This window comes from Streptomyces silvae (assembly GCF_016745505.1).
Taxonomy (GTDB): Bacteria; Actinomycetota; Actinomycetes; order Streptomycetales; family Streptomycetaceae; genus Streptomyces; species Streptomyces silvae.
Map to the genome: position 1 here is coordinate 1 of NZ_JAERUC010000195.1, position 18684 is coordinate 18684.

General features: G+C 70.5%; 17 protein-coding genes and 1 pseudogene. 11 read left to right on the top strand and 7 right to left on the bottom strand.

The window, feature by feature from the left end; genetic code table 11:
* The 5 genes and pseudogenes from JKV81_RS31765 to JKV81_RS31785 all read left to right on the top strand — a co-directional run.
* A pseudogene (locus JKV81_RS31765) lies at window positions 1-347 on the top strand (beta-ACP synthase); the annotation flags it as partial.
* Window positions 344-1594 carry a ketosynthase chain-length factor gene (locus JKV81_RS31770; protein ID WP_099171224.1) on the top strand — a complete coding sequence of 417 codons (1251 nt, stop codon included), beginning with the start codon at window positions 344-346 and terminating at the stop codon, window positions 1592-1594. The pseudogene JKV81_RS31765 and the gene JKV81_RS31770, both read left to right, overlap by 4 nt.
* 15 nt (window positions 1595-1609) lie before the next feature.
* Window positions 1610-1867, top strand: a complete 258-nt coding sequence (locus JKV81_RS31775) for an acyl carrier protein (protein WP_099171222.1) — start codon at window positions 1610-1612, stop codon at window positions 1865-1867.
* A 1-nt stretch (window position 1868) separates the two neighbouring features.
* A complete protein-coding gene (locus tag JKV81_RS31780; protein WP_099171220.1) occupies window positions 1869-2348 on the top strand; it encodes an SRPBCC family protein in 480 nt (159 codons plus the stop codon).
* A 19-nt stretch (window positions 2349-2367) separates the two neighbouring features.
* Window positions 2368-2700, top strand: coding sequence for a TcmI family type II polyketide cyclase (locus JKV81_RS31785; RefSeq protein ID WP_202079068.1), 333 nt, complete (start codon window positions 2368-2370; stop codon window positions 2698-2700).
* A 73-nt stretch (window positions 2701-2773) separates the two neighbouring features.
* On the opposite strand, the gene JKV81_RS31790 is transcribed toward JKV81_RS31785, so the two are convergent.
* Window positions 2774-3859, bottom strand: a complete 1086-nt coding sequence (locus JKV81_RS31790; RefSeq protein ID WP_202079070.1) for a methyltransferase — start codon at window positions 3857-3859, stop codon at window positions 2774-2776.
* Window positions 3860-3893: 34 nt separating this feature from the next.
* Window positions 3894-4964 carry a right-handed parallel beta-helix repeat-containing protein gene (locus JKV81_RS31795; protein ID WP_202079072.1) on the bottom strand — a complete coding sequence of 357 codons (1071 nt, stop codon included), beginning with the start codon at window positions 4962-4964 and terminating at the stop codon, window positions 3894-3896.
* Window positions 4965-5100: 136 nt separating this feature from the next.
* Between JKV81_RS31795 and JKV81_RS31800 the strand changes: the two genes are divergently transcribed.
* Both JKV81_RS31800 and JKV81_RS31805 read left to right on the top strand, forming a co-directional pair.
* Complete coding sequence (locus tag JKV81_RS31800) at window positions 5101-5502, top strand: ACT domain-containing protein (RefSeq protein WP_129260494.1); 402 nt, start codon at window positions 5101-5103, stop codon at window positions 5500-5502.
* Between the two features lie 46 nt (window positions 5503-5548).
* The gene (locus JKV81_RS31805; protein ID WP_031095964.1) at window positions 5549-6049 is read left to right on the top strand and encodes a hypothetical protein; all 501 of its coding nucleotides are present in this window, start codon (window positions 5549-5551) and stop codon (window positions 6047-6049) included.
* Here JKV81_RS31805 and JKV81_RS31810 read toward each other — a convergent pair.
* On the bottom strand, window positions 5988-8249 hold the full coding sequence (locus JKV81_RS31810; protein WP_129260493.1) for a family 2 encapsulin nanocompartment cargo protein terpene cyclase: 2262 nt from the start codon (window positions 8247-8249) through the stop codon (window positions 5988-5990). The genes JKV81_RS31805 and JKV81_RS31810 overlap by 62 nt on opposite strands.
* 241 nt (window positions 8250-8490) lie before the next feature.
* Here JKV81_RS31810 and JKV81_RS31815 point away from each other — a divergent pair, with 241 nt between their 5' ends.
* Window positions 8491-9822: an N-acetylmuramoyl-L-alanine amidase gene (locus JKV81_RS31815; protein ID WP_129260492.1), complete on the top strand. Its 1332-nt coding sequence runs from the start codon at window positions 8491-8493 to the stop codon at window positions 9820-9822.
* Between the two features lie 101 nt (window positions 9823-9923).
* Here JKV81_RS31815 and JKV81_RS31820 read toward each other — a convergent pair whose 3' ends face one another.
* Window positions 9924-11060: an aminoglycoside phosphotransferase family protein gene (locus tag JKV81_RS31820; protein ID WP_099171208.1), complete on the bottom strand. Its 1137-nt coding sequence runs from the start codon at window positions 11058-11060 to the stop codon at window positions 9924-9926.
* A 231-nt stretch (window positions 11061-11291) separates the two neighbouring features.
* Here JKV81_RS31820 and JKV81_RS31825 point away from each other — a divergent pair, with 231 nt between their 5' ends.
* Window positions 11292-12788 carry a DNA-binding protein NsdB gene (locus JKV81_RS31825; protein ID WP_129260491.1) on the top strand — a complete coding sequence of 499 codons (1497 nt, stop codon included), beginning with the start codon at window positions 11292-11294 and terminating at the stop codon, window positions 12786-12788.
* Window positions 12789-12863: 75 nt separating this feature from the next.
* Here JKV81_RS31825 and JKV81_RS31830 read toward each other — a convergent pair whose 3' ends face one another.
* Window positions 12864-14294 (bottom strand): PP2C family protein-serine/threonine phosphatase, encoded by a 1431-nt coding sequence (locus tag JKV81_RS31830; RefSeq protein ID WP_202079074.1) that lies wholly within the window; start codon window positions 14292-14294, stop codon window positions 12864-12866.
* A gap of 520 nt (window positions 14295-14814) precedes the next feature.
* Here JKV81_RS31830 and rpmG point away from each other — a divergent pair.
* Window positions 14815-14979 (top strand): 50S ribosomal protein L33, encoded by a 165-nt coding sequence (gene rpmG / locus JKV81_RS31835; RefSeq protein WP_103515106.1) that lies wholly within the window; start codon window positions 14815-14817, stop codon window positions 14977-14979.
* Between the two features lie 281 nt (window positions 14980-15260).
* Here rpmG and JKV81_RS31840 read toward each other — a convergent pair whose 3' ends face one another.
* Window positions 15261-15761 (bottom strand): tetratricopeptide repeat protein, encoded by a 501-nt coding sequence (locus JKV81_RS31840; protein WP_202079076.1) that lies wholly within the window; start codon window positions 15759-15761, stop codon window positions 15261-15263.
* 62 nt (window positions 15762-15823) lie between these two features.
* On the opposite strand from JKV81_RS31840, the gene JKV81_RS31845 reads away from it, so the two are divergent.
* Window positions 15824-16627, top strand: a complete 804-nt coding sequence (locus tag JKV81_RS31845; protein ID WP_202079078.1) for a VanZ family protein — start codon at window positions 15824-15826, stop codon at window positions 16625-16627.
* Here the strand turns inward: JKV81_RS31845 and JKV81_RS31850 are convergent.
* A complete protein-coding gene (locus tag JKV81_RS31850; RefSeq protein WP_307820642.1) occupies window positions 16624-18378 on the bottom strand; it encodes a glycoside hydrolase family 6 protein in 1755 nt (584 codons plus the stop codon). The two genes, JKV81_RS31845 and JKV81_RS31850, sit on opposite strands and share 4 nt — an antisense overlap.
* Window positions 18379-18684: the final 306 nt, after the last annotated feature.

Sequence of the window (18684 nt, forward strand, 5' to 3'; positions counted from 1 at the left end):
CGCACGGCTCGGGCACCAAGCAGAACGACCGGCACGAGACGGCAGCGGTGAAGAAGGCCCTCGGCGCGCACGCGTACAAGGTGCCGATGAGCTCGATCAAGTCGATGGTCGGGCACTCCCTCGGCGCGATCGGCGCCATCGAGATCGCCGCCTGCGTCCTGGCCCTCAAGCACCAGACGGTGCCGCCGACGGCCAACTACGAGACCGCGGACCCCGAGTGCGATCTCGACTACGTACCCCGCACCGCCCGGCCCCTCAAGCTGCGCAGTGTGCTCTCGGTCGGCAGCGGCTTCGGCGGATTCCAGTCCGCCGTCGCCATGACCAGATCAGGCGGGAGGACCCCATGAACACCCCCGCACACCGCAACTCCGTCATCACGGGGATCGGTGTCGTCGCCCCCAACGGGACCGGCGCCGGTGCCTTCTGGAAGCAGACCCAGGAAGGGGTCAGCGTCCTCGACCGCGTGTCCCGCGAGGGCTGCGAGAACCTCCCGCTGCGCGTCGCGGGCGAGGTCAGGGACTTTGACCCGGTCGCGTTCATCGAGGAGCGTTTCCTCGTCCAGACGGACCGCTTCACGCACTACGCGATGGCCGCAGCCGATCTCGCCTTGGACGACGCCCGGCTCGGCCGCGCGGACTACGAGGGCGCGCCGTTCAAGGTGGGCGTCGTCACCGCCGCCGGATCGGGCGGCGGTGAGTTCGGCCAGCGCGAGCTGCAGCGGCTGTGGGGCGAGGGCTCCCGATTCGTCGGCCCGTACCAGTCCATCGCCTGGTTCTACGCGGCCAGCACCGGTCAGATCTCGATCCGGGGCGGCTTCAAGGGGCCCTGCGCCGTCGTCGCCAGCGACGAGGCCGGCGGCCTGGACGCGCTCATGCACGCCGCGCGCTCCATCCGGCGGGGCACGGACGCCGTCGTCGTCGGCGCGGCCGAGGCACCCCTCGCGCCGTACTCGGTGGTCTGCCAGCTGGGCTACGACGATCTCAGCCTCTGCGAGGAACCCACCCGCGCCTACCGGCCGTTCACCGCGGACGCCTGCGGGTTCGTACCGGCCGAGGGCGGCGCCATGCTGGTGGTCGAGGAGGAATCGGCGGCCCGCGAACGTGGTGCGAAGGTCCGGGCCGAGCTGGCCGGCCACGCGGCCACCTTCACCGGCGCGTCCCGCTGGGAGGAGTCCCGCGCGGGGCTGGCCCGGGCCATCGAAGGGGCGCTGCGCGAGGCGGACTGCGCGCCGGAGGAGATCGACGTCGTCTTCGCCGACGCGCTGGGCGTGCCCGCGGCCGACCGGGCCGAGGCCCTGGCGATCGCCGACGCCCTGGGCGCCCACGGACGCCGGGTCCCGGTGACCGCGCCCAAGACCGGTACCGGCCGCGCCTACTGCGGCGCGCCCGTGCTCGACACCTCCGCGGCGGTGCTCGCCATGGAACACGGCCTGATCCCGCCGACGCCCAACGTCTTCGAGGTGTGCCACGACCTGGACGTGGTCACCGGGCGCGCGCGCCCCGCCGACATGCGGACCGCGCTCGTGCTGAGCCGAGGACTCATGGGCTCGAACGCGGCCCTGGTGCTGCGGCGCCCGACCGACACCCCCCTGTGAGAAGGAGCAGACCTCGTGAACGATCGACTGACGTACGAAGAACTGGCCACGCTCATGAAGAACGGCGCCGGCCTGACGGTCGACCCGTCGGACATGGCCAGCCGGCCCGGCTCGGCCTTCGACGAGTACGGCCTGGACTCGCTCGGTCTGCTCGGCATCGTCGCCGCGCTCGAGAACCGGTACGGCCGCCCGCTGCCCGCCGACGCCGACCGGTGCAAGACGCCCGGCGAGTTCCTCGACCTCGTGAACAACACCCCAGTGACAGGAGTCTGACGTGTCCGGACACACGGAGAACGAGATCACCATCGCCGCCCCCCTGGACCTCGTCTGGGACATGACGAACGATCTCGAGAACTGGCCGCAGCTGTTCAGCGAGTACGCGGCGGTCGAGGTCATCGAGCGGCAGGGCCAGAAGACGACCTTCCGCCTCACGATGCACCCCGACGACAACGGCAAGGTCTGGAGCTGGGTCTCCGAGCGCACCACGGACCGCCAGGGCCGCAACGTACGCGCACGGCGGGTCGAGCCCGGCCCGTTCCAGCACATGGACATCCGGTGGGAGTACTCGGAGGTTCCGGGCGGCACGCGCATGCACTGGCGCCAGGACTTCGCCATGCGCCCCGACGCCCCGGTCGACGACGCGTGGATGACCGACAACATCAACCGCAACTCGCGCGTCCAGCTGGAGCTCATCCGCGACAAGATCGAGCAGCGCGACCGGGAACGCCGGTCCGCCTCGGTCCCCGCCAACTGATGCCCCGAAAGGCAGCCAGATGCACCACGCACTGATCGTCGCCCGGATGGCGCCGGAATCCGCGCCGGACATCGCGAAGCTGTTCGCGGCCTCCGACCACACCGACCTGCCCCACCTGGTCGGCGTCAAGCGGCGCACCCTGTTCCAGTTCGGCGACGTGTACCTGCACCTGATCGAATCCGAACGGCCCCCGGGCCCGGAGATCGCCAAGGTGACGGAGCATCCGGAGTTCAAGGCCATCAGCGACCGGCTGACCGCCTATGTGAGCCCCTACGACCCGGAGACCTGGCGCGGTCCGAAGGACGCGATGGCGCAGCAGTTCTACCGGTGGGAGAGCGACGGCTCCGCCTGACACACGGACGACCGCCCCGGGTCCGGCACCTAGGTGCCGGACCCGGGGCGATCTCTGTGCGCCGGGGCCACGGTTACGGCACGACGCACTCGAACGCGTGCAGGTACGCGTTGACGGGGTGGATCTCGCCCACCCGCAGCCCCGCGTCGGTCATCCGGGTGACCAGGCTCTCCCGGGTGTGCTTGGCACCCCCGACGTTGAGCAGGAGCAGCAGGTCCATGGCGGTGGTGAACCTCATCGACGGGCTGTCGTCCACGAGGTTCTCGATGATCACCACACGGGCGCCCGGGCGGGCCGCGGCGATCACGTTGCGCAGGGTCCTGCGCGTGCTCTCGTCGTCCCACTCGAGGATGTTCTTGATGATGTACAGATCCGCCTCGACGGGGACGTCCTCACGGCAGTCGCCCGGCACGATCCGTGCGCGGTCCGCGAGGCCGCCGCCCTCCCGCAGCCGGGCGTCCGCGCGGGCCACGACACCCGGAAGGTCCAGGAGCGTCCCCCGGACCGAGGGGTGCTTCTCCAGCAGACTCGCGAGGACGTGCCCCTGACCGCCGCCGATGTCGACGACCGAGGACACCCCGGTGAGGTCCAGCAGGTCGGCGACGTCCTGCGCGGACTGCACGCTGGAGGTGGTCATCGCCCGGTTGAACACCTGCGCGGACTCGCCCGCGTCCTGGTGGAGATACTCGAAGAAGCCCTTGCCGAACGTCTCCGGGAAGACGCTCGCGCCGGAGCGCACCGCGTCGTCGAGCCGCGGCCAGACCTCCCAGGTCCAGGGCTCGGTGCACCACAGCGAGATGTAGCGCAGGCTGTTCGGGTCGTCCTCGCGCAGCAGCCGGGACATCTCCGAGTGGACGAACTTCCCGTCCGCCGTCTCCTCGAAGATTCCGTAGCAGCACAGCGCGCGCAGCAGCCGCCGCAGAGGCGCGGGATCGGCGTCCACGATCAGGGCGAGCTCCGCGGCCGATGCCGGGGCGTCGCCCAGCGCGTCCGCCACGCGCAGCCTCGCCGCGGCGCGTACGGCGGCGGCGCAGGCTGCCCCGAACGCGAGCTCCCGCAGACGCATGGACGGCGGCGGGGACTGCGCGGCGGAGACCTGGGGAACGGCGACAGGCGTCGCGACGGGGGTGGTGTCGGGGGTGGGACTCACGGTGGTCATACCGTCTCGTTTCTCCTTGTCCGGCGCTGAGCCGTCATCCGGCGCACATGCCGGCCGGGACGGACGTCCCGCACGTGTTGCTGACGAAGGTGTTGCCGGTGCCCGAGGTGTCACCGTTGGCGAGGTCGGCCGGCTTGTTGCCCTGCACGAGGTTGTGGCTGATGGTGTTGTCGGTGTTGAGCGCACCCACGAAGCTCTTGAACAGCAGGACGCCGCCGGAGAGCGGGGTCGAGCCGACGTTGTCCCGGATGACGTTGGAACGTACGACCGTGGCCTCGCTGCCGGTGAGGACGATGCCCGAGCCCTGGATCGCCGACAGACGCGGGGTCGCCGGACAGAACTTGTTGTTCTTTACGATCCGGTTGCCGCTGATCGTCATCGCCCCCGCCGCGGGCTTGGACTCGTCACCCACGACGAAGACCCCGCTGCAGTTGCCGGTCAGGGTGTTCCCGTCGATGACGAGGTTCCTCACCCGCCGGGCCGTGACGCCGATGCGGTTGCCGCTCACCGAGTTGTCGACGACGGCGGTCCCCCCGGTGTCGGTGGCCCCGCCCTCCTCGCTGACCGAGTTCGCGATGAAGATCCCCGCGTCCCCGTTCCCGGTGGCGGTGTTCCGCCGGAACTCGCCACGGGTCGACCGCTCCTGCGCGATGCCCCAGACGCCGTTGGACTCGGCGGTCACCCTGCGGACGCTGAGCCCGTCGGTCCAGGACGCCCAGACGCCGCTCCCGGTGAAGCCGGAGACGGTCAGCGAGCGGATGGTGACGTCATCGACGGTGTGGCCCTTGGTCCCGATGACGCAGATGCCGTTCCCGCCGGTGGCACAGGCGTTGGCGGCCTTGGTGCCGTCCGCGGCGGGCGGTGCGAGGACCGTCCGGCCCCGGGTGCCGACCAGGGTCAGCCCCGGCTTCGTGATCAGGACGCTCTCGCGGTACGTGCCGGGCAGGATGACGATGGTGTCGCCGGCGTCCGCGGCGTCCACCGCGCTCTGGATCGAGTCGCCGGGGCGCACCACATGATCACCGGGTCCTGCCGCGGCGGAGGGAACGGCCGCGAGACCCAGTGCCGTGGCCGTGGAGACGGTGATACCCGCCAGGCATTTCATGTGTCTTTTCCTCATGAGCCGAAGCTATGGGCGATCAACCACCGGTGCCACGCAAGGTGAGCGTATGGACACATGGCGTGCCTGAATGGCTTACTGCGTCGGCGCCCCGCCCCCGCGCACCCGTAGCGTGGCCCCCATGACGGGCGAGCGCGATCTTCGAACACTGCTGCACGGCATGCGGCCGGAGCTGAACCCCGGCCGCTACGTCTACACGACCCTGCCCGGCGGAGCGGTGCCCACCGGTGTCACCCCGGTGGTCACCGTCGCCGAGCAGGAGGGACTGACCCTCGTCGTCCCCGAAGCGCAGGCCCTGGAGGCGGGGCTGGCGTACCACTTCGCCGCCGCCTGGATCACGCTCCGTGTGCACTCCGCACTGGACGCCGTCGGACTGACCGCGGCGGTCTCCCTGGCCCTCACCGACGCCGGAATCAGCTGCAACGTGGTCGCCGGACATCATCACGACCACCTGTTCGTGCCGTACGCCCGCGCGGCCGACGCGATCCGCGCGCTCGAAGCGCTGGCCGCCGAGTCCGCGTAGGAGTGCCCGGCTCCGTGACGTGAGCCGGGACACGTAACATGGGTCCATGTCCTTCCTCCGCCGCCGTAGCGCCGCCACACCCGCGGGCCCGGACTTCGACGTCCTGGCCATGGACCCGGGGGACTGGCCCGGCAACCTCGGCGCCGGTCTGCTCCCCGCTCCCGACGGGAGCTGTCAGGGCGTGTTCCTGCGCTACGACCTCTTCGGCGGACGCGGCCCCGCGATGATCATCGGCAATCTGCCGGAGGGCTCCCCGGCCCGCGAGACCGAGGAGGGCCAGGTCCCCTTCGAGGTCGCCCAGCTCCTCCTCGCCCTCGAGAACGATGAGCCGGTCGAAGTCACCGGCACCGAGGACGTGCCCGTCATGCAGGGCGACAGCCTGCTGATCGTGCGCCGTATCAAGCTCTCCGAGAGCCGGATCTCATGCGTCCAGTTCGACCGGAGCGACGGCGTCCTCGTCACCATCGCCAGCTGGGACCGGCCGATCACCGATGATCTGTACGCCCTGCTGAAGCCACTTCCCGCGGAGCTGTTCCAGCAGGGCTGAAACGTCCCTGCGTCAGCAGTCGTGTCACCCGCGCCGCCGACGTCCCGAACCCCGTGGGGCCGCTGATGTGCCACGGGGTCCCGGTGCCCCGGCGCAGATCCTCCTCGCGGTAGCGCCGGCAGTCCCGGTGCCAGATCAGGATCCCCGCCATCCAGTGCTGGAGCTCCAGCACATACCCCGCCAGGACCTCCCTCGCCTCCGCGTCCAGGTCGAAGTCGTCGTAGAGGACCGGCAGCTCCTGCTCCGCCACGTGCTGGAACTGGCGCATCCGGGAATTCATCAGGTCGTCCACGATCGCGACCCCCGTCGGGTAGTCCACCCCGAAGAAGTTCTGGACGACCAGCACCCCGTTGTGCACCTCACCCTCGTACTCGATCTCCTTCTGGTACGAGAACAGGTCGTTCAGCAGACACGCGTAGTCCGCCGCCGCGTTCTCCAGGGACCGCATCGGGCCGCTGCGGTAGACGGCCTCCGGCACCTTCCGGCCGTGACCCAGCCGGCACAGGCTCATCGTGAGATCCGAACCGAACGTCGCCCGGCGCATCTCCATGTAGTCCACCGGATCGGGAATCCGGTTCTGCGCCTGGTTGGCCAGCTCCCAGAGCCAGCTCGCCGTCATCGACTCCACCGCGTCCCGGAAGGTGCGGCGCGCACCCTCGTCCATCGGCTCCGCCGTCCGCTGCCAGAGGTCCGCCAGCCCGCGCTCCAGCGCGTTGACCGGCTCGGGCACCGACGAGCCGTCCAGCGGCATGAACAGCGACAGCCGCTCGTTGGCCAGCCGCGCACCCGCCAGATCACGGGTCCGGCCGTGCACCACCGGGAACCAGTCGTCGCCGTACGTCCCCCAGGTCAGCCACCCCGACGACAGGTCGAGCTCGTCCGGCGTCGCGTCCGGGTGCAGCCCCGCCGCACAGAGCGGCAGGTCGGTCGCGATGAGCCGCTCCTCGTCCCAGATATGCGAACCCGGCACGCCCGGCTGCGCCTCCAGGATCCCCATCCGGCGCGCCCAGTCCACGATCCGCACCCGCGCCCCGTCCAGATGAGGACTCAGCGTCGTACTGAACGGCATGTCGAAGTCCGGCAGCAGCGACGGGCCGACGCGCTGGTACGGCACATGCGTATGGCTGCGCAGCCGGAGCGACTCGGAACGGGGGGTGAGCCGGATCGAAGCAGCGGCCATCCCGAAACCGGGGACGCTCTCGCCCGCGCCGCCCCCGTTCATGTAGCGGCTGGAGCGCATGTGCCACTCGTGGCCACCGGACTGCCAGTCCTGCAGCCCCTTCACGTACGCCAGAACCGCGGCCGTCCCGTCGGGCGTGAGGCCCTCCTCCGCGCAGAGCGGTCCCAGTTCGGTGAGGGCGGTGTTCTCGAACTGCTGCAGGCGTGACGTGAGCAGGTCGTTGACCGCCTCCGCCGCCTCCTGGGTCGAGCAGCCCAGGAACCTCTCCAGGACCAGCACACCGTTGCTGTTCTCGCCCTCGTCCTCGACCTCGCGCTGGTACGAGAACAGGTCGTTGCGCAGATGCACCCCGTCGGAGAAGGCGTCCCTGAGGACCCGCAACGGGCGCGAGTCCGCCACCGCTTCAGGAACCTCCGCGTTCGCCGCGTACTCCACCAGGCCCGCCGACCACGGCGCCCCGCCCACCTTGCGGCGCATCTCGATGTACTCGACGGGGTTGGCGATACGCCCCTCGTTGATGTTCGAGAGCTCCCACAGCGACTCGTTGAGGAGGTTCTCCGTCGCCTCGGCGAACCGGGCCCGCCAGGCGTCCGACATCGCCGGCACCGTCCTCGCCCAGAGGTCGGCGAGCCCCGCCTCCACCGGATTCTCCGGCTCCGGGGTCGCCGCACCCCGCTCCATCGGCATGAAGGCCGGCAGCCGGTCCAGATAACGCTTCCCGCCCTCCCGGTCCGGAGTGCGCTTGAACAGCTCCAGGAAGTGGTCGTCGAAGAAGAAGACCCACACATACCAGTCGGTGACCAGGGACAAGGCCTCGGCCGAGCAGTCCGGGTGGGTGTACGCGCAGAGCAGCGCGTAGTCGTGGGCCTCCAGGTCCTTCTCCTCCCAGATACCGGAGCCCTCCAGCATCCCCATTCCGCGCGCCCACTCCCGGGTGTGGCTCCGGGCCGCCTCCAGGTGGGGGTTGAGACGCGCCGGGTACGGCACGTAGAAGTCCGGCAGTGAGAAGGGCTGTGCCATGTGTGCGTCCGGCCTTTCCGAGAATTCCGCGCGGTCCACGCGGACCGGTCCTGTCGGCGCCAGCACTACCCCTCGGCCATACGGGGCACGCACGGCGCGAAATAGTCACACAAGCTCATGTCAAGCGGCACGCTGCACTCTTGACTCACCAACACCTCGCGCCACAGAGTGTGCGCCGACCCGATGAACGCGGGGAGCGCCCCTGGGAACCTCTCTGCCACCTGGCCCAAGAAGGGTTGTCATGACGTCGAAGCAGAGGATCAGACTCGCGCTCGCACTGACCACGGCGGGGGCGCTGAGCATGGCGCTCCTCTCCCCGGCCGCCGCAGGCGCGGACACCGTACGACCCGAATGTCCACGAGGGCTGGCCTGCGACTGGGTCCCCGCGGCCTACCAGCAGACCGGCGACCCGGAGGACAAGGAGACCTACGGCAACTACGACACCGCGAACCGGCCCGCGACCAACTCCATCAAGTACATCGTCCTGCACGACACCGAGGTCGACTACGACACCACCCTGAAGATCTTCCAGAACCCCGCCAACCAGACCTCCGCCCACTACGTGGTGCGTTCGGCCGACGGCCATGTCACGCAGATGGTGAAGAACAAGGACGTCGCCTGGCAGGCGGGCAACTGGTATCTCAACACCCACTCCATCGGCATCGAGCAGGAGGGCTTCGCGGCCGAGGGCGCCGAGTGGTACACCCCCGAGATGTACCGCTCGACCGCACGGCTCGTACGCCACCTCGCGGCCGAGTACGACATCCCGCTCGACCGGCAGCACATCCTCGGCCACGACGGCGTACCGCCCACCAGCGCGGCTGGCACCCAGAACATGCACTGGGACCCTGGCCCCTACTGGGACTGGAACCGCTTCATGGCACTGCTCGGCAAGCCCACCGTGCCGAATGCGCCCCGCAGCAGCGAACTGGTCACCGTCAGCGCGGACTTCACCAAGAACCAGCAGGAGTTCCGCGACTGCGAGAAGAACGCCGACCTGCCCCGGCAGGGCAGCAGCGCGGTGCCCCTGCACACCGGGCCGTCCGACGACTCACCGCTCTTCTCCGACCCGGGACTGCACCCGGACGGCTCGCCCGGAACCAACTGTGCCGCCGACTGGGGCAGCAAGATCAGCGCCACCCAGCAGGCGGTCGTCGCCGGTCGCGCACCCGGCTGGACGGCGATCTGGTGGTACGGGGAGAAGGCATGGTTCCGCACGCCCGCCGGAACCCGGGTCGTCACCCCCACATCCGGCCGTGTCGTTCGACCGAAGGCCGGCAAGGAGGAGGTGCCGGTGTACGGCGTCGCCTACCCGGAGAAGACGGAGTACCCCGCGGACTTCGCCAAGCCGACCGTGGGCACCCCGCTCGTCTACACCATCAAGGCCGGACAGGCATTCCCCGGCGGCGGCGAAGCCCCCAACGGCTACTTCTACGCACCGACGATCGACTCCTCCAAGCCCTACGACCACACGTACTTCCGGGGAAGCCAGAAGTACGTGACGGTCCAGATCGGACACCGGATCGGCTTCGTGAAGGCGTCCGACGTCGATGTCGTGCGAGCCGGATCATGAACGGCGGCTGAGACGGCGAACGGCGCGCTGCGGGACCCGTGTGTCGGCACCGGTCCCGCAGCGCGCTTCCCCCGTCCGTCAGGCCGGTCGATCCGGCGTGGTCAGCGTGTGCCCACCGCGGCGCGCACGGCCCGCCGGGCCATGGCGCAGTCGTCGTGCAGCCTGCGCAGCAGCAGCCTCTGCTCCTCGCCGGAGGACAGCACCCCCGGCCGCGCCTGACCGGCCCCGGCCGGTGCACCTTCGCGCATCGCCCGCTGGACAGCCGTCTCGTACGTACGGATCTCCCGGGTCAGCACGATCATCAGGTTCACCAGGAACGCGTCCCGGGCAGCCGCGCCGGACGCCTGCGCCAGCTGGCTGATCTGGCGCCTGGACGCCGGCGCGTCACCGAGCACGGTCCAGAGCGTCGCCAGGTCGTACCCCGGCAGATACCAGCCGGCGTGCTCCCAGTCGACCAGGACGGGCCCGGTGGGCGGCAGCAGGATGTTGGAGAGCAGGGCGTCGCCGTGGCAGAACTGGCCCATGCCCTGCCGCCCGCCCGCGTGGGCCAGACCGTGCAGCAGCTTCTGCAGGTCACCCAGATCACGATCGGTGAAGAGACCCAGCTCGTGATAGCGGGCGATGCGCGAGGCGTAGTCCAGGGGCGCGTCGAACAGTCCGGCCGGCGGCCTCCAGGCGTTGATCCGGCTGACCGCGCCGAGCACGGCACGCAGATCCGCGCGGGGCGGCGCCTCCGCCGGGTGCCTCGTCAGTGCCGCGACCCGTCCGGGCATCCGCTCGATCACCAGGGTGCAGTTCTCCGGGTCGGCGGCGATGAGCCGCGGGGCCCGGACCGGCGGGCGGTGCCTGACGAAGGCGCGGTATGCCGCTATTTCGTGCCTGAACCGCTCCGTCCACGCGGGGGAGTGGTCCAGTAAACACTTGGCCACCGCGGTCGCGCGACCGGTGGTGCCCACGATCAGCACCGAGCGCCCGCTGCGGCGCAGCACCTGGACCGGGTTGAACTCGGGGCAGATGCGGTGCACGGAGGCGATGGCCATCCGCAGCTGCGCGCCCTGAGCGCCGGACAGGTCCAGTCGTCCGCTGAGCGGTTGGGAGCCCGGCCCCGCCGCCCGCCGGGTCCGACCCGTGCCGGACGCCGGTGACGCGGCGCGGGGGTCGAGATACGGCCCGCCGCCCGCCCCCGAAGGACGAAGCGGCCGGGGCGGGGCGGACACGGAGGACGATGCTGTGTACATGGGCGAGACAGATCCCTTCGTGCGCCGACAAGTTACGTGCGCCGCCCCGGCCGGCGGCCGTTCGGCACCCTGGGGAGTACCGAGGGCTGCCGGGCGGGGTGGCGCTTTCCTACCTGACACCGGACCGCGGGTGGCACAACATCTAGCGACCCCTGGCGAACCCTGGCGAATATTCGCCCGGCATCCGCCGGGGGGCTAGGGTCAAGTCAGCCGAGAACCTGGGGGCTTGACGTGACCGGAGAACCCAACACCCGTCTGTCGGACCTGTTCGGCCTGGCCGGCTGGTCCAAGGGCGAACTCGCGAGAATGGTGAACAGGCAGGCGGCGGCCATGGGCCACCTCCAACTCGCCACCGACACCTCGCGGGTGAGGCGCTGGATCGACATGGGGGAGTCCCCCCGCGATCCCGTGCCGGAGGTGTTGGCAGCTCTGTTCACCGAGCGGCTCGGCCGTGTCGTGACCATCGAGGACCTCGGGTTCGGCCGGCGCGGGCGTGTGGGGAAGCGGCGAAAAGCCGGGACGGAAGACAATCCCGACGGTTTGCCGTGGGCGCCCGAACGGACGGCAGCGGTCCTCACCGAATTCACGGGAATGGACCTCATGCTCAACCGACGCGGCTTGGTGGGCGCGGGCGCCGCGCTCGCCGCTGGCTCAGCTCTCACCGGCGCCATGTACGACTGGCTGCATTCCGAGCCCGCTCCGGCGGCCCGGGCCTCCGGACTCAACGACCCCCTGTACGCCGACAACGCCGGCTTCGACCTGTACGAGGCCGCCCCCATCGGATCCGAGGAGATCGAGGCCCTCGAGCGCTCGGTCGAGGTCTTCCGGGCCTGGGACGCCTCAAGAGGCGGCGGACTCCAGCGCAAGGCCGTCGTGGGCCAGCTCAACGAGGTGGGCGGCATGCTCGCCTACCGCCACCCCGACCATCTGCAGCGCCGCCTCTGGGGTGTCGCCGCCAACCTCGCGGTCCTCGCCGGCTGGATGTCCCACGACGTCGGCCTCGAACCCACCGCCCAGAAGTACTTCGTGATCGCGGCCCACGCGGCGCGCGAGGGCGGGGACCGTCCCCGCGCCGGTGAGGCGCTCTCCCGAGCCGCCCGTCAGATGGTCCACCTGGGCAGGCCGGACGACGCCCTGGACCTGATGAAGCTCGCCAAGTCCGGTTCGGGGGAGGAGACCCTGCCGCGTACCCGGGCGATGCTGCACACCATCGAGGCCTGGGCACAGGCGTCGATGGGACGCGGGCAGGCCATGCGGCGCACACTCGGCGAGGCCGAGGAGCTCTTCGTCTCGGACAAGGGCGATGTGCCGCCCCCGAGCTGGATGCAGTTGTTCGACGAGGCGGACATGCACGGCATGCAGGCCCTGGCCTTCCGTACGCTGGCCGAGCACGACCCGGGAGCGGCCTCCACCGCTCAGCGTCACGCCAAGCAGGCGCTCGATCTGCGGATAAACGGACGCCAGCGGTCCAAGATCTTCGACTACATCTCGCTGGCCTCCGCGTGCTTCATCGCAGACGACCCCGAGCAGGCCGACCGCTACGCACGGCTCGCCCTCGTGTCGATGGGGGAGACGTCCTCGCACCGGACCTGGGACCGGCTGCGCGAGATGTACCGCCTCACCGGCCAGTTCGCGGGATACGCGAAGATCGAGGACCTGCGGGAGGAGATCGAAAGCGCCCTGCCCCCCCGTGTGGCAGCCAAGAAGGCGAAGGGTTCAGAGGTCTGATCCGGTCCGTACGCGGCAGGGCGGATACGGGGAGCTTCGGCAGGACGGTCCTCGGCAGGTCGGCCAGGAGCCCGCTCACGCCTCGACGCGGGCCACCAACACGCAGGCGTCGTCGAATCGTTCGGCGGACCCGAGCTCCTCGACCACGGTCCGTACGCACTCCTGTGCCGTGCGGGCCTGCGCGAACCGAGGCGCCAGCCCCAGAAGCATGTCCGGGCCGGTGTTCCGGTCGCTATGGTCTGTCAGTCCGCCGGTGTGCAGGACGAGCACGTCGCCCGCCAGCAGGTCCACCTGGTCCTGCTCGTAGGTGACCCCGGACGCCGCCCCGAGCAGCACTCCGTCCGGCGCGGGCAGCGGACGCCCCACCCCGTCGCGGAACAGCAGCGGCGCGGGGTGTCCTGCCTGTGCCCAGACGAGGGTTCCGGTCGCCGGGTCGAAGCGGCAGCACACGGCGCTGCCCAGCGCGGGCTGTGCCGAGGCTTCGATCAGCTGGTTCAGGTGGCCCATGACCGGCCCCGGGCCGATGCCTGCCACGGCCATGCCGCGCAGCGCCCCGAGCAGCATCGCCATGGCCGAGGTCGCCGGGATCCCATGACCGGTGAGGTCCCCGACGGTCAGCAGAGTCGTTCCGTCAGGGAGCGGCAGCGCGTCGTACCAGTCGCCGCCGATGAGGTCGCTCGCTCCCGACGGAAGGTAGTGCGCGGCGACGTCCAGGCCCCTCGTGCCCCGGCCGGATATGGGCAGCGATCCTCGCCACGGCGGGAGAACGGCCTCCTGGAATTCCACCGCCATCCGGTGCTCGGTCCGGGCCATGTGCTCCTGGCGCCGCAGGGTGTCCCGGGTCCTGCCCACGATGTGCTGGCTGCGCCGCAGCCTGCTCACATCGCGCAGGACCGCCCACATGGAAGCGGTGCAGCCGTCCGCGTCGAGGACGGGTTCGCCCATCATGTGCAGGGTGCGCATACCGCCGTCGGGCAGCAGGATGCGGAACTCCCCGTCTATCGGCCTTCCGTCCACCAGGCAGTCGGTCACCATCGAGGTCAGGAGGGGCTGGTCCTCCGCGAGGAGCACGGACGGCAGCTCGTCCAGGGACAGCGCTCCCGCCCCCGGGTCCCTGCCGAAGATCTGGTACAGCTCGTCGGACCAGCTGACCTCGTCGGTGAGCAGATTCCACTCCGCGCTGCCCACCCTGCTGAGGAGCGAGCCCGTCGGCGGTCCGGCCGGCGCAGTGGAGGGCTCCTCCACGGGCTCGGCGGCCGTGGCGCCGGGGATGCCGTCCCTCAGCTGTCCCAGATGCTCGCCGAGGTCGTCGAGCTGATGGACGGCGAGTTCGCACAGGGCCCGCTGCCAGCGCTGCTGGGGGCCCTCGTCGTCGATGACGCAGGTGTCGCGCCGCACCGCGTCCACATCGCCGCGCAGCAGCCGGGTCCGGTTGATCAGGGCGTCGACGGCGTCACGCTCGGGTGGCTGTGGGGCGGGGCGGTCCGCAAACAGATGGGACGGCATCTGGTACTCCGATACAGGCGGTACGGCCGGTTCGTGGGGTGGACCGAACACGACTGTGGCACAGGCTGCGAGGCCCTGTAAGGGGTTTGGCAACACTCGATGCGTTCTTGCTTCCGGCATATGCCATCGGCTGAGTGGGGTGCGGGTCCGCCGAACACCCTTGCCCCTGGTGGGGAGTTGACGCAAGTCGCCGGGCGTGAGCCGCTCGGCGTACGCCCGCGCGTGCGACCTCGCACGGCTCGCACCGACCGGGAGCAGGGCATATGCGGAGTGGCGTGGAGGTGCCGACCGGTGGCGGCCGGTGCCGCCCTCCGCCCCCGGTCGATGAGATGTTCGACGTCGATGACGCGCGTGCGTCGGCCGCCCGTTCGATCCCCGTGGCCGGGGCAACGGTCCGCGGCTCCGGAGGAGCCCTGGGGCGGGAATGGAGGCGCCCCGGAGTGCGTTGTGCGGACCAGAAACGAAAACGACACCCATTCCCACCCCGGGGATGAGGTCGGAGTCCCTGTCTGGAGGCCCCATGGCGCGCAGTGAGACCAGGCCCGTCGTCCTGCTCCGGTCCACGGCCGGAACCGGCCACACCTATGTGACGCGGAAGAGCAGGCGCAACGACCCCGACCGTCTGGAGCTGCGGAAGTTCGACCCGGCCGCCGGGCGGCATGTCGTGTTCCGCGAGGCCCGCTGACGGCCGGCCGCGCCACCGTCCCGTAACCCGCGCCGAGGTCCCGGCCTGCACAGCCGTGGTGTGGATCACACGACGGGGGGCCGATTCACGGGAACGGCTGGTGGTGGTTTATCGTTCATCTATGCGTAGGGGTGAGTGGCCGTGAGGCCGCCGGGCAATGGCCCGCCTTCACCTCCGCACACAAGCCGCCCCGGCTGGATTCCCCCGATCCGGCCGGGGCTTCCCTTTGCCCGCCCGCCGCTCACATGGGGCCGGGTGAGGTCTGCCGCGTCATGCGCCGCTCACATGGTCCGGGTGAGGTCCGCCGCGTAATGCTCGATGGCGGGCCGGTACCGCTGGACGCGCGGGCTGTCGCTCGTCGTGGCGACCAGGCGCAGCAGGAGCTGCATCGCCTCGTGGTGCTCGCCGGTGTTGAACAGGGCCATGGACAGGAAGGTCCTCAGCGCCCCGTCGTCCGGGAACTCCGCCACACCGCGCCGGAGCGTCTCGACGGCCTGCCCGAACCTGCCCAGCACGCGGTAGGTGCTGCCGAGCCCGAGCAGCGCCCCCCGGCGGTCCTCATCGGTGAGGCCGTCGCCCTGCAGACTCCGCTCGTAGTACGGCACCGCCTCGGCCTCGAGGCCGAGCACATCGTGGACCCAGGCGGTCTGGTACGCGACGTCCACCGCCTCCGGGAACGAGGCGGTGAGGGCGAGGAGGCGTTCCCTGGCCTGTTCGGGATGGCCTTGTTCCCGCAGCTGTACGGCCTCCGCCAGCAGCTCGTCCTTCTTCTGTGCGCTCATGCGCACATGGTCGCACCCGGACCGGGGGTGTGGCCGCGGGGGTTGGGGGCATCCGTTCCGCCATGACAGCAGAGGCGAATCGTAGTGCACGACGCGCAGGGATAGGACGTCTACTGCTGCGGGCAGCGGTGCTGGCCGCCGCGTTCGTGGCGCTGGTCGCGTTCTCCGTGGTCCTGGCGAAGCTGACGCTCACACCGTCGCCCGCCTCCGAGGACATCGTGACGTCCAATCTGAGGCCGGGACGGTCCCTGCGGCAGTACGCGGAGGACTACACCTTCCTCGCCGCGTGCAAGCAGGCGGGCGGAAACATCCTGATGGGCATGCCGTTCGGCGTGCTGCTGCCCATTCTGGTGCCGCGCCGTCTCCGGATGATCCGGATGACCGTACTGACGGTGCTCGTCATGGCGGTCGTCGAGCTGACGCAGGGCGCCCTCGTGGCAGGGCGGGCCTTCGACATCGACGACGTGATCCTCAACACGACGGGCGCGCTGCTGGGGTACGCGCTGGTGGGGCGCCGCATCAGCCACCGTTACCACGCCCTGTCGGACGACCGGGCCGCAGCGGAGGAGGCGAAGCCCGAACCGCGGACGTCGCCCAGGAAGAAGCCGGCCGCCGAGCCCGTAGCGAAGCGCGCCATTGCGACGAAACCCCGGACCAGGGCTGCCGAGTCCAAGTCCCGGGTCAAGGCGGCGGAGCCGACGTCCCGGGCCAAGGCTGAGGAGGCGAAGCCCCGTGGGTCCGGCTCCGCAGCACGCCGGAGCGCGCCCGCGCCGACTGCTCGCGGACGCGCTCTGCTCGACAGGTGGCGCGGCCGGCGGGAGGGCCCGGGCGGGGGAGCGCCCGGAGCCCGCCGGCGCGGAGACTAGAGCGCCGGGTAGGCGTTCTTCATGAGCTCCTGGAACTGGGCGGAGAACCACTTGCCGGAGACCGGCGCGTCGGGCAGCGCGCCGGACATGTTGTTGCCGTTACGGACGTTGCCCTCGTAGGTCGGGTCGCACATACGGTCGAATCCCTTGCCCTCGTCGTTCGGAATCTCCTTGCTGGAGCCGTCCGACTCCCCCGGGGGCTTCATCCAGACGTACGCGTCGATGCCCGCGGCGGGTGCCGCCTGCGGCCGTTCGCCGAGTCCGGCTCCGGCCTGGTTGCACCAGTTGCCCAGGTGGATGCGCCGGTCGTAGCGGCCGCCGTCCACATAGGTGTCCACATTGGTGGTCGCACCCGGTCCGGTCGGCCGGTCGTCGCCGCCCCAGCCGTTGCGGGAGGTGTCGATGAGCATGCCGATGTCGGAGTTGAAGCCGACCGAGACCAGCTCGTTGCGGAAGGCCTGGGCGTAGGACTGCTCGTCCGTGTAGCGGTTCCAGTCGACCCACTTCGACTGGCGTACCGACGTGCCGTTGACGGAGTCGTCGATGGAGAAGTGGTCCTCCGTCGTCGCACCGTAGTTGGCGGTGTTGGTGATGAAGCCGTGCACGTCGTCGACGGTCGCGCCCTCGGTGGTCGCGGCCTCCTTGAAGAGGTCGGCGGTCGGACCGAAGTTGTCGTCCCAGCCGATCCAACCGTGGTGGCCGGCGTCGATGTAGTTGTAGACGTTCGGAGCGTCGCCGAGCTTGTTGAGCGCGTAGCCGACGCCCTTCTGATAGTTGCCGTTGGCCTTCATCACGTCGCACTCAGGCGTTGCCGTCTCGCGGCCGCCGGCGTTGGTGATGAGGTTGGGCAGTGAGTCGATCTCGACGGTGGTGACGATGCGCAGGCCCGCGTACTTCTCGTCGGCGAGGACGGCCGCGATCGGGTCGATGTATTCGCTCTTGTAGCGGTCGATCTCCGTGGGACCCAGCTCGCCGTTGGAGGCGAGTGCCGAGCAGTCCCGCCCGGGGAGGTTGTAGATGACGAGCTGGACGACGAGTTCGCCGGACCCCTTCTGGGTCAGGGCCTCGTCCAGGTGGTCCCGCAGGCCCATTCCGCCGTTGGCGCCCTCGATGGCGGCGATGCGGTCGAGCCACACGCCCGTCGGCTGGTCGGCGATCCGGCTGCCGCCCGGCTCGGCGGCCGCGTTGGCCGACCACTCCGGGTTGACGTAGACCTTGGCGCCCTCGTACGGGTTGTTGACGCGGGCCGTGGGGTCCGTCGGGTCGGTGGGGTCGGTGGGGTCGGTGGGGTCGGTCGGGTTCGACGGGTCGGCGTTGCACGTGACGCCGTTCAGCTTGAAGGTCGCGGGTACGGCGCTGTTGCCGTTGCCCGTCGCGTTGAAGCCGAAGGACGCGGACGCCCCGTTGGCGAGCGCGGCGTTGTACGAGAGGCCCTTCGCGGTGACAGCGGAGCCGCTCTGCGAGACCGTGGCGTTCCAGCCCTGGCTGATCGTCTCGCCGCCGGCGAACGACCACTCCAGCTGCCAGCCGGCCAGGGCGTCACCGGTGTTGGTGACGCTCACGGCGGCGGTCAGCCCGCCGTTCCACTGATTCTGGATCTTGTAATCGACCGTGCAGCCCGCTGCCGCCGCGGCGGAGGCTCCGAAGGGGGCCGCCGCGGTGGCGGAGCCCGCGGCTGCGGCGACGAGTGCGCCCGCGGCTATGAGCGCCATTCGGGATCGGCGCAGGGTGGTGCGGCTCGTGCGGCTCATACGAATTCCGTTTCCTCAGCTGTCGAGGGCGCGCGGGTGCCGCGCAGCCCGATTCGTACGGGGTGGGGGTTCCGTCGTGGTCGCTGATCGGGGACGGGGCCGTGAGCGGTCCCAGGTGTTCCGGGCCCGTCCGGGAGAGGGGTCTTCGGCCGCCGGACCCCTGCACGGCCGGCGAGGCCGGTGGGGTCAGGTCTGTTCGCCGACTCGCCTGCGGCGAGGGGGACTTCGGCGCGACCGGCTGCGAGCGGGGCGTTCGAACGGTCCTCGCTCGCACGGCTGATGGCTGGTGGGCGTGCCACGCGGCTG